12 protein-coding genes and 1 pseudogene are annotated in these 13939 nt (G+C 74.8%); 5 read left to right on the plus strand and 8 right to left on the minus strand.

The window, feature by feature from the left end; genetic code table 11:
- Positions 1-21: 21 nt before the first annotated feature.
- Positions 22-615: pseudogene (locus HUT19_RS36140) on the plus strand (ATP-binding cassette domain-containing protein); the annotation flags it as partial.
- Here the strand turns inward: HUT19_RS36140 and HUT19_RS36145 are convergent.
- The 4 genes from HUT19_RS36145 to HUT19_RS36160 all read right to left on the minus strand — a co-directional run bounded on the left by HUT19_RS36145 (position 613) and on the right by HUT19_RS36160 (position 5028).
- Positions 613-1719 carry a PP2C family protein-serine/threonine phosphatase gene (locus tag HUT19_RS36145; protein WP_176184775.1) on the minus strand — a complete coding sequence of 369 codons (1107 nt, stop codon included), beginning with the start codon at positions 1717-1719 and terminating at the stop codon, positions 613-615. The pseudogene HUT19_RS36140 and the gene HUT19_RS36145 overlap by 3 nt on opposite strands.
- Before the next feature lie 56 nt (positions 1720-1775).
- Positions 1776-3560 carry a carbohydrate-binding protein gene (locus tag HUT19_RS36150; protein ID WP_176184777.1) on the minus strand — a complete coding sequence of 595 codons (1785 nt, stop codon included), beginning with the start codon at positions 3558-3560 and terminating at the stop codon, positions 1776-1778.
- A 225-nt stretch (positions 3561-3785) separates the two neighbouring features.
- The gene (locus HUT19_RS36155; protein WP_176184779.1) at positions 3786-4409 is read right to left on the minus strand and encodes a GPP34 family phosphoprotein; all 624 of its coding nucleotides are present in this window, start codon (positions 4407-4409) and stop codon (positions 3786-3788) included.
- Positions 4410-4551: 142 nt separating this feature from the next.
- Positions 4552-5028: a hypothetical protein gene (locus tag HUT19_RS36160; protein ID WP_176184781.1), complete on the minus strand. Its 477-nt coding sequence runs from the start codon at positions 5026-5028 to the stop codon at positions 4552-4554.
- A 197-nt stretch (positions 5029-5225) separates the two neighbouring features.
- Here HUT19_RS36160 and HUT19_RS36165 point away from each other — a divergent pair, with 197 nt between their 5' ends.
- The 4 genes from HUT19_RS36165 (at position 5226) to HUT19_RS36180 (ending at position 9407) form a co-directional block, all read left to right on the plus strand.
- Positions 5226-5582, plus strand: coding sequence for a hypothetical protein (locus HUT19_RS36165; protein ID WP_176184783.1), 357 nt, complete (start codon positions 5226-5228; stop codon positions 5580-5582).
- 230 nt (positions 5583-5812) lie between these two features.
- Positions 5813-7015, plus strand: a complete 1203-nt coding sequence (locus HUT19_RS36170) for a lycopene cyclase family protein (protein WP_176184785.1) — start codon at positions 5813-5815, stop codon at positions 7013-7015.
- Positions 7016-7101: 86 nt separating this feature from the next.
- Positions 7102-7839 (plus strand): class I SAM-dependent methyltransferase, encoded by a 738-nt coding sequence (locus HUT19_RS36175; RefSeq protein ID WP_176184788.1) that lies wholly within the window; start codon positions 7102-7104, stop codon positions 7837-7839.
- A gap of 68 nt (positions 7840-7907) precedes the next feature.
- Positions 7908-9407, plus strand: coding sequence for an NAD(P)/FAD-dependent oxidoreductase (locus HUT19_RS36180; RefSeq protein WP_176187706.1), 1500 nt, complete (start codon positions 7908-7910; stop codon positions 9405-9407).
- A gap of 22 nt (positions 9408-9429) precedes the next feature.
- Here HUT19_RS36180 and HUT19_RS36185 read toward each other — a convergent pair whose 3' ends face one another.
- The 4 genes from HUT19_RS36185 to thiE form a co-directional block, all read right to left on the minus strand.
- Positions 9430-10449, minus strand: coding sequence for a DUF5914 domain-containing protein (locus HUT19_RS36185; RefSeq protein WP_176184790.1), 1020 nt, complete (start codon positions 10447-10449; stop codon positions 9430-9432).
- On the minus strand, positions 10446-11450 hold the full coding sequence (locus tag HUT19_RS36190; RefSeq protein ID WP_176184792.1) for a phytoene/squalene synthase family protein: 1005 nt from the start codon (positions 11448-11450) through the stop codon (positions 10446-10448). The genes HUT19_RS36185 and HUT19_RS36190 overlap by 4 nt, the downstream gene beginning before the upstream one ends.
- Positions 11447-13000, minus strand: coding sequence for a phytoene desaturase family protein (gene crtI, locus HUT19_RS36195; protein ID WP_176184794.1), 1554 nt, complete (start codon positions 12998-13000; stop codon positions 11447-11449). Before crtI ends, HUT19_RS36190 begins: the two co-directional genes overlap by 4 nt.
- A gap of 203 nt (positions 13001-13203) precedes the next feature.
- Positions 13204-13932: a thiamine phosphate synthase gene (gene thiE / locus HUT19_RS36200; RefSeq protein ID WP_176184796.1), complete on the minus strand. Its 729-nt coding sequence runs from the start codon at positions 13930-13932 to the stop codon at positions 13204-13206.
- Between the last annotated feature and the right edge of the window lie 7 nt (positions 13933-13939).

Below are 13939 nucleotides of genomic sequence, written 5' to 3' on the forward strand. Positions count from 1 at the left end.
ACGGCTGTGCGAGAACCATCCATGGCCCATACCACCGTGCCCGGCGCCTCCGTGACCTGCTCCGGACTGACCTTCCGGTGGCCGGACGGCACACCCGTCTTCGACGGGCTCTCCCTGACCATCGGCCGCGGCCGCACCGGCCTCGTCGGCAACAACGGCACCGGCAAATCCACCCTGCTGCGGCCGCTCGCCGGACGGCTGCGGCCCGCCCAGGGGTCGGTGACCATCGGCGGCGCCCTCGCCCACCTCCCCCAGAACCTCACCCTCGACACCGCGCTCCGCGTCGACCAGGCCCTCGGCATCGACCGGCGCCGCGCCGCGCTGCGCGCCATCGAGGCCGGGGAGGTGGACGAGGAACACTTCGACACGGTCGGCGACGACTGGGACGTCGAGGAACGCGCCCTCGCGACACTGGGCTGCCTCGGGCTCGACGGCATCGGACTCGGCCGTGCCGTCGGCGAGATGTCCGGCGGGGAGAACGTACTGCTGCGGCTGGCCGCCCTGCTGCTGGAGCGCCCCGATGTGCTGCTGCTCGACGAACCGACCAACAACCTCGACCTGTTCGCACGCCGCCGCCTCTACGAGGCCGTCGACTCCTGGCGCTCCGGCGTGCTAAATCCGGCGTACCGCCACCGCCGCGGCGTCGTCGCCGAGGTGGCCGTCGACATGTGCGATGAGGTTCTCGCGCAGCTGGCGCACCACCTCCTCGGGCCGGTGACGGCGCCAGGCGGCGGCCCGCTCGGTGAGCGGGTAGAAGGCGCCGTCCGCGTCTCGGGCCTCGACCACACCGTCGGTGTAGAGCAGCAGCAGCTCTCCGCGCTCGAACGGGAACGTCTCGGTCTCGTACTCCGGCGGCCCGGCGAGCCTGGCCAGCCCCAGGGGCAGCTGGCCGACCCGGGCGGGGAGGACGCTGACACCGCTTCCCCCGAGCCGCAGGGCGGGGGGATGGCCGCAGGTGATGAAGCGGACGACCGGCTCCTCGTCGGGGATGTCCAGCAGCATGGCGGTGGCGAAGGACTCCTCGGTGTCCGGCTCTTCCCGGTTGCGCCACTGCGCACTGTCCCACCGCATGGCGCCGTCCAGATGGACGGCGAGATTGCGCAGCGTGGCCTGACGGTGGGCGGCCGCGCGGAAGGCGCCCAGCAGCAGAGCCGCGTGGCTGATCGCGGCCAGCCCCTTGCCCCGGACATCCGCGATGAGCAGCCGGGTGCTGTGGGAGGTGCGGGCCGCCGCGTAGAGATCGCCGCCCATCTCGGCCTCCTCCTCGGCGGGCAGATAGAGATGTGCGATCTCCAGCGGGCCGCTGCGGGACGGCAGCGGCCGCAGCAGCACCTGCTGAGCCGCCTCGGCCACCGAGGTCACCTGGTGCAGTTTCTGCTCCCGCCGGTCCCGGACCAGGCAGAACCCGACGAGCAGCGCGGACACCACGAGGAGAGCGCCGATCTGCGCCTGGATGTTGGCGGTGGCCAGCACCCCGCGCGCCACACCGATCGCCACCTGGGTGGCCACCGCGAGCGCTCCGACCAGGGCCGTCAGCCGGGCACCGGCGAACGCCACCGTGAGCGCGGGCGCCGCGACCAGCAGCGGTCCGAGGTGGATATGGGACGGCGACAGGGTGTCCACCACGAACACCACGGCGATCAGCCCGAGCGGCAGCACCACCGTCGTATGGCCCGGCTCCCAGGAACGACGGAGGGACGCAAGCGGCCGAAGGGCCATGACTCCAGCATGCCCCCCTGCGCCGGGCCGTGCCGTACGGCGTGGCGGCCGGGCCGCTAGCGCACCGGGAAGGTGAACCAGTGCAGTCCGACGAAGGGCGGACGGCCGGGAGCGGCCGAGGAGAACCGGAGGTAGACGGTGTGCACCCCCGTGGTACGGGCGATGTTCGCCGGGACCGTACGCCAGGTGGTCCGGCCGCCGGTGTTGTCGACGGCGAAGGTGCCGATGGGCGCGCTGGAGGGGGTGTCGAGGTGGATGTCCACCAGCCCGCTCACTCCGCCCGCCGCGTCGGAGGCGACCCGGGCCTCGCACTGATTCGAGCCGTCGCCGAAGTCCACGTGGTCGTAGCGCAGATAGGCGCCGTCGGCCAGCGATGCCACTTGACGGCCGTTCGCGCCCCGGGGGCCGGTGTCACCTGTGGCGGGGCGGACGGCCGCGTCGCCCAGGGACGCCGCGCCGAAGGCGTCCGCCGGGATGAGCGAGGTGGCGGGGACCGTGCCCGGCGAGGGCCGTGCGGGGGAGGTGGTGTGCCGTGCGTGGGATGCCGCCCCGGTCGGCCGGGGCGGGGCGGTGGTGTGGGTCGGCCGGGACGGCGGGGTGGTGTCCGGCGCGGGCCGCGAGGGCGTGCCCTGACCGGAGGCGGGCGGGGTGAGCGACACGGACGCGCCCTGCCGCGCCCCGGAGTCCGTGGTGCCGGTCGGGGACGCCAGCAGCACGGCGACCGTGGCTGCCACGGCTGAGGCGGTCAGGGTCGCGGCCAGTGCCATCACCACGGGGAACCGCCGGGCGGACACCCCGCCACCGCGCCCGTCCGGGCCGGTCGGGCCGTCCGGACCGGTCAGGAGGCTGTGGGTGGCCGCACCGCCACCGGTCCCGGAGCCCTCACCGATCCGCACGGTGGCCGCCCGGGGGAGCGGACCGCCCGTTGCGGCACGGGCTTCCGCACGGCCGGGCCCGCCGGTGGCGGGGCGGGACGCGAGATAGGCGAGTCCGCCCCACGGCAGCAGCCCCTCGGCGAGCACCTGCGCCGGCCGTTCGCCCAGCCCCACCAGCACGTTCAGCACCCGGGAACATTGGGCGCAGGCGGCCAGATGGCCTTCGAGATCGCCGCTGTGCTGGACCCCCGCACGGCGCGCGGCGGCGTCCAACAGTCCGCAGAACCGCCCGCAGTCGTCCTCCGCGGCCTGCGCGGCATAGGCCCAGAAGTACGCGTCGCGGTAGGACCGCAGCGCCCGTTTCCCCAGGGCGGGCACCCGCTGCGGCTCCACCCCCAGCAGTCGCGCCGTCTCCGCGCCGGTGTCCTCCTCGACGGCCGTGTGCCACAGGACGGCCTGGGTGCGCCCCGGGAGGTTGCGGAAGCCACGCAGCATCAGCGACCGGTTCTCCAGCAGTCGCGCGGTGGGGGCGGGGTCGGACAACCCCGCGAGGGCGGTGTCCAGCCAGGCCGCGAAGTCCGGTGCCACATCGGTGCGCCGACGGGTGGCGGCCCAGGCGGCGGCCGTGCGGTAGCCGAGGACCAGCAGGTGGTGGCGCCATGCCTCGCGCGGCTCCCGCGACGTCCGGACGGTGTGGCGGGCCTGTTCGAAGACCTCGTCGGCCAGCTCCTCGGCGACGGAGCCGTCGCGGCAGCAGACGCGGGCATAGGACCGGACGGCGCCGAGGTGGCGGCGCCGGAACTCCTCGGCCGCTTCCTCCATGAGTACGGGGGAGGGGGCGTCGTCGAGTTTGTCGGAGGTGTCCCCCGGCGGGCGGCCACCGGCGACCAGCCGTATCAGCTCGGCGTCGGACCGGGGGTTGCCGGTGAGGTGCGCCGATGGTTCACAAGCGTCGAGCTGGGACACGTCTGCGACTCCCTCGTCCGGGCCGGCCCGATTCCCCGGTGTGCCGCACCCCGGACGCGCTGGCCTGGTGGGGAAGTTAGCAGAGCGGATGGTGGTCACAAAGACTTCTGAAGAGGCTTACGGCGCACGGGAGTTGAAGTGCGCCCCCCTTGTGCGCCGCTGGTTTGGACCATGCCGCTGGTCTGGACCATGAGCGGTGCTCGGGGCGGGTGGTGTCCGGTGGTGTCAGTAGCCGCGCCGTACGTTGTCGGCGGTGGCGTCGTCGCGCCTCTGGGCCCGGCGCTGCCGTTCCACCGCCAGTTCGCCCAGCGCGTCGTCCACGGCGGTGAGCACGGTGGCCGTCGCCACATCGTCCACCCGGGTCACGGTGGGGGACTCCGGCGTGCTCGGATCGCTGATCCCGACCGCCGCGGCGAGCGTCGCGAGGACGGGCTCGTCCGAGCGCAGGCGGTCCGCCGCGCGGCGGCGCGCGGAGGAGTCGACGAGCACCAGCTCACTGGTGTGGAAGACCATCCACCGGCGGTGCCGCTCCCGGACGGCGTCCCCGTCCGCCTCCAGGGTGTCCAGATAGGCCTCCGGCAGTCCGCGGCCCCGGCGCCACAGCCATTCGCCGACCGGTTCGTACGGCGGCTCCCGGGTGAGGGACGCCGCGGCCCGCTTCAGCATCCGGTCGGCCAGGGGCAGCGGCGGGCCCGGCACGATGCGCTCGCCCTCCAGCCCGATGGCCCGGGCGTCCAGGAGGTCGACGGCCTCCGCGCCCGCCAGCGCGAGCGAGAGGTCGCCGCGGTCGACGGAGTGGCTGGACGCCATGTCCATCGCGATGATCAGCAGGTCTCGTGGTGTGGTCATGGACGGCTCCCCGGCACCGGCCGCCCACCGCGCGGGGAGGCCGCAAGGACGGCGACGGGTGGACGCTCGGCCATGTCCCCAGCGTGCGACCGCGGCCGTGGCCACGCAAACGACGGTCCCGTGATGCCCCGGGAGCGGCCGGTCAGGGCAGGGCTTCGACCTCGAGGAACCGGCGGCCGCGTGGCCCCCGGTACTCCAGGGCCTCCCAGCCCAGCCGCCCCAGGGCCGCGGCGCACTCCCGCAGTGCCTCGTGGGCCGCGTACCCGGCACCGCTTCCCGGCGGGCCCAGCCACTCGACCCGCACCACCCCGGGCCGCTCGGCCGCGCTCACCCGGTATCCGGTCGTGACGCGGTGTCCCTCCGTGTCCACCGCCGACGGCCGGACACCGGCTGCCTCGAGGGCGAGTGACACGGCGCGCACCGGCTGATGTCCCTCCCATGCGGCGGGTACCGCTTCGGGGTCGGTGGCGCCGGTGTTCATCAGCCGGCGGATCTGCAACAGCCCTTCGAACGCGACCCGTACCGCCGCCTCCCGGCCGCCCTCGGCCGGGATCCCTCCGTCGCCGGTGGCCACCTCGAAACCGTCGGACGGACGGCCGCTGTTGTCCACGCCTCCCACGCCGCCATCCTGTCAGACCGGGCCGCGGGACGGGGGAGTTCCACCGTGCGGAAGGGCAGGGGGCAGGCTCATGCCCGCCGCTCAGAGCAGCGGCAGAAGATCACACATCGGGGGCGCCATCGGCTGATTCCCGGTGGAACAGGCGGATGTGGCCGTTATGCCCTCGGCGCCGCCCGAATGTCGTTACTGTGAGCCCCATGGATGCCGGGAATGAGCACCCCGACGACGAATGGCCCCTCCCTCCTTCCTGGATGTGGGGCTGCGGGGAGTGCATCGAGCTGTACAAGGCGATGAAGCTGGCTCCCGAGGTCGTGGAGGCGGCACTGGAGGAATTCGGGCCGGGGGTGGACTGCGATCCCAGTGACAGTGTGGTGACAACACAGATCCGGCTGGCCCGGCATATCGCCGTCGAGCACGAGGAATTCCTTCCCGCCGCCGACGAGGCGTGCGAGAAGTGCGTGTCCGACCTGCGGCGGCACCTTCCGGAGCTGCTGGTCTTCGAGCACCGGGCACGCCATCTCTTCGCGCCACCACGCATCGTCGGCCTGCTCTGACGCCTTGGCCCGCTCTGAGGCCCGCTCTGACGCCCCGTGAGGCGGTGGCGGTGCGGTGGCCCGCTGAGGGGACGGCGCGGGAGGCCGACCGGGCGACATGTCCACCGCCGTACCTCCGTACCGGTCGCGCATAGGGAACAGTGGACTCGCGGTGTTGCGGGGCGGACGCCCCGGACCGCCGCGGTCCTGGCCCCTGCGTGCGGGCCCCGGGTGCGGAAGGAGGCGCCGCCGTGCGGGACGAGGACGTCGTCATCGTGGGCGCGGGCGCGGCCGGGCTCTCACTCGCGTACCGGCTGTGCACGGGGCCGCCGAACACGCGGCCGCCCCGCGTCACCCTGGTCGACGCCCCGCCCGGTCCACTGCGCCCGCCGGAGCGCACCTGGTGCTACTGGGAGCCGCCGGGCGGTGACTTCGACGACGTGCTCACCGCGTCCTGGGAGCGGCTGCGGGTGCGCGGCCCCGGCGGGGAGCCGGTGGTGGGACGGCCGGCCGGTCTGCGGTACAAGATGCTCCGATCCGGTGACTTCGAGGCGTTCGTGGCCCGGCGCACCGAGCGGTGTTCCGGGCTCCGGCGGGTGGTGGCCGCCGTGCACACCGTGGACGACGCGCCGGGCGGCGCCGAGGTACGGGGAGCGGACGCCGCGGGCGAGCCCGTCGTGCTGCGGGCCCGCTGGGCGTTCGACTCCCGGCCGCCACGGCCGTTGCCACCGGCCCGCACCACGCTCCTCCAGCACTTCCGCGGCTGGTTCGTCCGCACCCCGCGGCCATGCTTCGACCCGGCCGTGGCGGACCTCATGGACTTCCGCACCCCACAGCCGCCGCGCGGACTGTCCTTCGGCTACGTGCTGCCGTTCAGTTCCCGCGAAGCCCTCGTGGAGTACACCGAGTTCTCCCCGTCGGTGCTCGGCGACACCGGGTACGACCGGGCGCTCACCCACTACGTACGGCAGGTGCTCGGTCTGGAGCGCTGGGAGGTGACGGCCGTCGAGCAGGGGGTGATCCCGATGACCGACGCCCGCTTCCCCCGGCGGACCGGCGCCGCGGTGTTCCGCATCGGTACGGCCGGTGGCGCCACCCGTCCGTCCACCGGCTACACCTTCGCCGCCGTGCAACGGCAGAGCCGGGCGGTGGCGGAGGCATGGCGGCGCGGGCGGCCCCCGGTGCCGCCCCGGCCGCATCCGGTGCGCGCCCGGGCGATGGACGCGGTGCTGCTGCGGGCGCTGGCGGCCGGACGGGTGGACGGCGCGGCGTTCTTCACCGGTCTGTTCCGCCAGGTGCCGATGGAGCGGCTGCTGCGCTTTCTCGACGGGCGCACCCGGGCGGCCGAGGACATCGCCATCGGACTGTGCACCCCTGTGCCCGCCATGCTGCGCACCGTCGCCGAGCTGCCCTGGCTCCGACGGCGTGCCCCGGCCCCCGCGGAGGCGGTATGACACCGCGTCAGGCATCGTGGAACACTCGGACATCGCATCGGAACATGCGGACATCACCTCGAAGCATCCGGCGAAGGGATCCGCGGATGACCCTGCTGCGCGACGCGGAGCTGGCCGCCGCGTTCGACCACGCCGCGGCCGGCTACGACCGTCTGGTGGCCCTCAACCCCGGCTACCACGCCCATCTGCGCCGCTCCGCCCGCCGCCTGGGACTGCCCGCGCACGGCTCCGGGCTGCGGCTGCTCGACCTCGGCTGCGGCACCGGGGCGTCCACCGCCGCGCTGCTCCGGGCGGCGCCCGAGGCGGAGATCGTGGCCGTGGACGCGTCGGTGGGCATGCTGGAGCGGGCCACCGCAAAGCGCTGGCCGCCCCGGGTGCGCTTTGTGCACACTCCGGCGGAACGTCTCTCCGCCACCTGGGGCGCGGGCTCCTTCGACGCGGTCTTCGCCGCCTACCTCTTCCGCAATGTCACCGATCCGGACGCGCTGCTGGCCACCGTCCGCGGAGTGCTCGTGCCCCACGGGCGGCTGGCGGTGCACGACTACCTCCTCAGCGGCAACCCCCTGCACCGGGCGGTGTGGACGGCGGTGTGCCGGACCGTCGTCCAGCCCGCCGGGACACTCGCCGGGGACCGGGCCCTCTACCGCCATCTCCGCCGCAGTGTCGCGGTGTTCGACACCGCGGACGCCTTCAGCGACCGGATGCGGCGGGCGGGCTTCGGCCAGGTCCGGGTGCTGCCGGTGCCCGGCTGGCAGACCGGTGTGGTGCACACCGTCGTGGGCAGCGCCGCCACCCTCGCACCGGACCTCCGGGCCGTCCGGTGACGGCCCCCGGACGGCGCGGTGCGGTGGACGGAGCCGTACCGCGCCGGGGCCGCGACCGCCGCGCCCGGATGCTGCCGCCACCGGCCGGACGGCCCCGTATCACCGGGCCCGCGCCCGGTGTGGGGGTGGCCGGAGGCGGGATCGCCGGACTCGCGGCGGCCACCTGCCTGGCCGAACGCGGCGTGCAGGTCACGCTGTACGAGCGGGAGGCACATCTCGGCGGACGGCTCGCGGGCTGGCCGGTGCGGCTGGAGGACGGCTCACAGGCCACCATGAGCCGCGGCTTCCACGCCTTCTTCCGGCAGTACTACAACCTCCGCGGCCTGCTGCGGCGCACCGACCCCGGGCTCCGCATGCTCACCGGGCTGCCGGACTACCCGCTGCGGCACAGCCGCGGGCTGTACGACAGCTTCGCCCGGGTGCCCCGCACCCCGCCGCTCAGCGCCCTGGGCTTCGTGGCGCTCAGCCCCAGCTTCGGCCTCCGGGACCTGCTGCGGATGCGTCCGGCCGCCGCGCTGCCGCTGCTGGACGTACGGGTGCCGCAGGTGTACGAGCGGCTCGACGGCATCAGCGCACAGGAGTTCCTCACCCGGATCCGCTTCCCCGAGGCCGCGCGGCACCTGGCGTTCGAGGTGTTCTCGCGCAGCTTCTTCGCCGACCCGCGGGAACTCTCCGCCGCCGAACTGGCGTTGATGTTCCACATCTACTTCCTCGGCTCCGCCGAGGGCCTGCTCTTCGATGTCCCCCGGGAGCCGTTCCCGCAGGCCCTGTGGGAACCGCTGGGCCGCTATCTGACCGGCCACGGGGTGCGACTGCGGACGGCGAGCCCGGTGGAGTGCCTGGAGCCGGGCCCCGACGGCGGGGTGCGGCTCACCGCGGGCGGTGTCACCCGCCACCACGACGCGGCCGTACTGGCGCTGGACACCGACGGGCTGCGCCGGGTGGTGGCGGACTCACCGCGCCTGGGCACCGGCCGGTGGCGGGCCGGGATCGACCGGTTGCGCACCGCGCCGCCGTTCCTGGTGACCCGGCTGTGGCTGGACCGGCCGGTGCGCACCGACCGCCCCGGCTTCCTGGGCACCAGCGGCTACGGTGCCCTGGACAACGTCAGCGTGCTGGAGCGGTGGGAGGGCGAGGCCGCCCGCTGGGCCGCTCGCACCGGCGGTTCGGTGGTCGAACTGCACGCGTACGCCGTGGCCCCGGGCGCCGACCGCGAGGCCGAACAGGACCGGCTGGTCGCGCAGTTGCACCGGGTCTACCCGGAGACACGGGACGCGCGGATCGTCGGCCACCGCCATGAGTGGCGGGCGGACTGCCCGCTGTTCCCGGTCGGTGGGTACGGTGGCCGTCCCGCGGTGCGCACCCCCGATCCGGCCGTGGTGCTGGCGGGCGACCTGGTCCGTACCGCCCTGCCGGTGGCGCTCATGGAACGTGCGGCGACCACCGGTTTCCTCGCCGCGAACGCCCTGCTGGAGCGCTGGGGGGTGCGGGGCCAGACCCTGTGGACGGTGCCGGAGAAGGGCCGTTCGACGGCCCTGCGCGCGCTGGCCGGGCTGGGCGGCGGCTGACGGGCGGCGGCACGGCGGAGCGTCAGCCCGGGAACCTGCCCGTGCTGCGCAGCGCCCAGCGCCGTTCCGCGTACGCGAGATCGTCACGCCACAGCCGGGCGGCCGCCGCACGGATCAGCGGGCGGAGCGCGGGAGCCGCGGCGCGCGCCACGGCGAAGCCCGGCCGGTCCGAGACCGCGACCACCGCCTCGATCACCGCCGTACGGGGCCGCCCCGCCGTGTCGGGCCCCAGGGGCGTGGCGTGCGTTTCCACGACGGAGCCCTGCCCTTCGCCCGCCACGATGCGCATCACGACCGTACGGGGACCGGGCGCGGTGAACACGGCCCGGACCGGGACGCTGGCCCGCCCGGCCACCTTGAACGCGACGTCGACCGTGAATCCGTCGCCGTCCGGGACCGCGCCGCTGTCCTGCGCGGGGGTCTTCACCACCGTCAGATCGACGAATGAGTACGGGTGCAGCCAGGCGCCGTGCCACGGGTCGAGCCGGTTGGCCACCACGTCCTGCGGTTCGCAGCGGCCGACACCGGTGTAGACGGCGCTGACCGCGCGGGCGGGATGCGGTCTGACCGGGACGACCGGCCGCTCCAGCGGGTGTTCCCCACCGGCCCTGTCCAGCCGCACCCAGGCCAGCACCCCGTCGTCGTACGCGGGGAAGGGCTCCCAGCCCGCGAACGGCCCGCCGTCGAGGGCGAGTCCGTGCCAGCGGCAGATCAGGGTGCCGCAGCGCACCGGGCTGTCCTTGAGCGGGGCGCCCAGATGCGGACACGCCCCGGGCCCGGCCCGCAGACTGCCGTCGGCGCCCCGCCACGCCACCACCTCGGCACCGGCCACGCTCCGGCCGAACGGCCGCCCCGGCCGGATGTCACGCGCGGCGGCCAGGACGAACCAGTTGCCGCCGGGCCGGGCCCGGGCGCGGGCCAGCGCGTCGCCGATGAGCGCGGGTCGGGCCTCGCGCCAGGTGGGCGGCTGCCGTTCCCACGGCACGGGGCCGTGGCGCAGTTGCAGGGCGTAGCGTCCGCGCCGGATGTGAAGGAAGGTCATACGACGTCCTCCCGTACACACGTCAAAGAGGGCGTTGCGCACGGCACCTGCTCCCCGGTCCGGCCGGTGCGGGCCCGCAGCCGGGCGGCCGCGACCCGCCCCAGGCCGTCCAGCGCGACCGCGACACGGCGGCGGCGCGGGACGACCGAGCGGCGGTGCACCACGCGGTAGCCGTCCTCCGCGATGGCGTCCAGGATGCCGCCGTAGAGCACATAGGCGGTGCGGATGCACGGCCGGGAGACCGGGTCGAGTATCGCCAGACCGGGGGCAGCCTCGCGGTACACCCCGCGGGTGAGGTCGGCGGCGGCCCGCAGCGCGGCCACGATCCGCGGATCGTGGACACCGGTGGCGTGGCTCCACTCCAGCAGCGCCCGGTCCACGCCGTGCGCGGCCAGCAGATCGCCGGGCAGATAGACCCGGCCGCGCTCCAGGTCCTCGCCCACGTCCCGCAGGAAGTTGGTGAGCTGGAAGGCGACACCGAGGGCGGCGGCGTGCGGGGCGGCCTCCGCGCGCGGTACGACGGTGCCGAGCACGGGCAGCATCTGCAACCCGATGACGGCCGCGGAGCCGTGCATATAGGCGCGCAGATCGCCGTAGGTGGGGTAGTCGGTCACGTCCAGATCGCTGCGCATGGAGGCCATGAAGTCGGTGAAGTGCCGGTGGTCGATGCCGTACACGGCGGCGGTGTGCGCCAGGGCCCGTACCACCGGATCGTCGCTGCCGCCGGTGCGCAGCCCGGTGGTCAGCCGCACCTGGAGCGCGTCCAGCGCCGCGCCGCGCTCGGCCGGACCGGCGTCGCTCCCCAGGTCGTCCACGATGTCGTCGGCCCAGCGGGCGAAGCCGTACAGGGCGTGCACCGCGGGTCTGCGGGCCACCGGCAGCAGCCGGGTGGCGAGGAAATACGTCTTGCCGTGGTGTGCGTTCAGCGCCCGGCAGCGGGTGTACGCGGCGCGCAGCGCCGGGTCGAGGATGCCCGCGGCGTCCAGCTCCCGTGCGGTCATGCGCCACCGACCTTGCCGGTCAGGGCGGGTGGCCGGGCGGTGGCGCGGGACGGTGGCCTTCTGGTGGCCGACGGCCGCCCGGTGATCCGGAGGGCGGCCAGCTTGCCGGAGAGCAGGACCGTCGGCACCCCCACACCGGGTGTGGTGCCGCATCCGGCCAGTACCGCGTTGGCCACTCCGCGCACCAGATTGCGGGGCCGGAACGGGCCGGTCTGAGCGAAGGTGTGCGCGGCGGAGAAGGGGGTGCCCGCCGCATGCCCATCGGCCGCCCAGTCGGCCGGGGTGACCAGGCACTCCTCCTCGATGGCGGCGCCGAGCCCGGCCAGGCCGCGGCGCTCCAGCTCGGTCAGCAGACCGTCGCGGTACCGGGGTGCCAGCTCCCGCCACGCGCGCGGACCGGGCCCGATAGCGGTGTTGGGGCACGGCGCGAGGACGTAGTGCAGATGGCGGCCGGGCGGGGCGAGGCCCGGATCGTGGGTGGTCGGGCGGGTGATCAGCAGGGACGGATCGGTCATCGGCCGCCCGGCGCGGGTGAGTTCGTCGAAGGTGCTCCGCCAGGCCGCGCCGAAGGAGAGGGTGTGGTGCGACAGCTGGGGCCAGGTGCGGTCGGTGCCCGCGTGCAATACGACCGCCGATGGTGCGTGGCGCAGCCGCAGCGGGCGGCGCGGCCGTCGCCCCAACAGCCGGTAGCAGACCGGCAGATCGGGGGTGAGGACCACCGCGTCGCAGGGGATGCGGCCGTGGTCGGTGAGGACGGCGGTGACACGGTCCCCGGTGCGTTCCAGCCGGGTGACCCGGTGCCGGTAGCGCAGTTCGGCACCCGCGTCGGCGGCCGCGGCGGCCAGCGCGCGCGGCAGGGCGTGCATACCACCGCGCGGGAAATACACCCCGGCCACGGTGTCCATGTACGCGATGACGGCGTACGCGGCCAGCGCCCGCTCGGGCGGCACCCCGACGTACAGCGCCTGGAAGCTGAACACGCGGCGCACCCGCTCGTCGTCGAGGAAGCGGCCGAGAGTTGCGTCGAGCCGTCCGAAGCCGCCGAGGGCGGCGAGCCGTGCCAGATCGGGATGGAGGAGCTGGAGCGGGGAGTCGTAGTTGGTGTCGATGAAACGCCGCATCTGGACCACGTAGAGCCGCTCCAGCCAGGCCCGCAGCCGCCGGTAGCCGAGCGCTTCGCGGGGGCCCGCGAACCGGCGGACCTCCTCCTCCATGGCGGCGGCGCTCGTGTGGACGTCGAGGTGCTCACCATCGGCGAAACGAGCACGGTAGGCCGGGTGCAGGCCGATCAGCTCCAGCCGGTCGGTGAGCCGGTCGCCGACGGCGGCGAGCGCCTCCTCGATCAGATGCGGCATGGTCAGCACGGTCGGGCCGGTGTCCATCCGGTAGCCACCGCGCTCGGTCCGTCCGGCCCGCCCGCCGGGCAGGGTGGCTCGCTCCACGACGGTCACCCGGCGTCCGGCACCCAGCAGATGGAGTGCGGCCGCCAGCCCGGACAGTCCCGCGCCGACCACCACCACATGGTCGGTGCGTCCCTTGACCGTCCTCATCGGCCGCCGCTCCCGGGCGCGGGCACCTCCGGGTCCACGGCAGGGGCCGGGCTCCGTTCTCCCGCGGTGCGGCGCATGGCACTTCCTCTCCTGACACGGCCCGGTGGCGGCAGCCGTATCAGGCGGTCCGCCACCTCCGACATCTTCGACACCTCCGACGGACATACGGTCCGACGACCCGTCGCATCAGGAGATGTGCCCGCTCAGAGGGTGGCCGTGTCGCCCCCGCACCCCTTTGGCCCAACCGGCGTGGTGTTCCGCCACGCGTGGGCGTAGGCCGCGGCGGCCGAACGGGGGTCCTCGGCCGCGCACACCCCGGAGACCACGGCCGCGCCCGCCGCACCGGCGGCCCGCAGCCGGGGCAGATCGGCCGGGGTGACACCGCCGATGGCGACGGCGGGCAGCGGGCTGAGCCGCACGAGCCGGGCGAAGCCGTCGTGGCCGAGGGCGGGCGGCGCGTCCGCCTTGGTGCGGGTGGAGTGCAGGGCCCCGATGCCCACATGGTCGACACGGGCGGTGTCCTCGGCCGCCGCCCGCACCTCGCCGGGCGTGCCCGCGCTGAGCCCGAGCACCGCCTCTCCGCCGATCAGCTCCCGTACGGCGGAGGCGGGCAGGTCCGACTGACCCACATGGACACCCGTCACCCGGGCACCGGCGGCCCGCGCGGCCAGGAACACATCGACCCGGTCGTTGACGATCAGCGCCACCGGCTCCGGAAGGACCGCGGCCACCTCCAGCACCGTGTGCAGGAAGTCCCGGCCGTCCGCGTCCTTCTCGCGCACCTGCACCGCGGTGACCCCACCGGCCACGGCGCGGGCCACGGTCTCGGCCACGCTCCGGCCGTGGGCGGCGCACTGGGCGGTGTCGGTGACCAGATACACCGACAGATCCACCGGCCGTGCCGCGGACGACGGGCTCGGGGCGCCGCTCATGAGACCG

It is taken from the genome of Streptomyces sp. NA02950, assembly GCF_013364155.1.
In the GTDB taxonomy this organism is placed as follows: domain Bacteria; phylum Actinomycetota; class Actinomycetes; order Streptomycetales; family Streptomycetaceae; genus Streptomyces.

What these genes read in the sequence shown, in the direction of transcription:
- HUT19_RS36145 (WP_176184775.1), bottom strand. Translation starts at nt 1,719, where the DNA reads ATGGCCCTTCGGCCGCTTGCGTCCCTCCGTCGTTCCTGGGAGCCGGGC.
- HUT19_RS36155 (WP_176184779.1), bottom strand. Translation starts at nt 4,409, where the DNA reads ATGACCACACCACGAGACCTGCTGATCATCGCGATGGACATGGCGTCC.
- HUT19_RS36165 (WP_176184783.1), top strand. Translation starts at nt 5,226, where the DNA reads ATGGATGCCGGGAATGAGCACCCCGACGACGAATGGCCCCTCCCTCCT.
- HUT19_RS36175 (WP_176184788.1), top strand. Translation starts at nt 7,102, where the DNA reads ATGACCCTGCTGCGCGACGCGGAGCTGGCCGCCGCGTTCGACCACGCC.
- HUT19_RS36180 (WP_176187706.1), top strand. Translation starts at nt 7,908, where the DNA reads ATGCTGCCGCCACCGGCCGGACGGCCCCGTATCACCGGGCCCGCGCCC.
- HUT19_RS36185 (WP_176184790.1), bottom strand. Translation starts at nt 10,449, where the DNA reads ATGACCTTCCTTCACATCCGGCGCGGACGCTACGCCCTGCAACTGCGC.
- HUT19_RS36190 (WP_176184792.1), bottom strand. Translation starts at nt 11,450, where the DNA reads ATGACCGCACGGGAGCTGGACGCCGCGGGCATCCTCGACCCGGCGCTG.
- crtI (WP_176184794.1), bottom strand. Translation starts at nt 13,000, where the DNA reads ATGAGGACGGTCAAGGGACGCACCGACCATGTGGTGGTGGTCGGCGCG.
- thiE (WP_176184796.1), bottom strand. Translation starts at nt 13,932, where the DNA reads ATGAGCGGCGCCCCGAGCCCGTCGTCCGCGGCACGGCCGGTGGATCTG.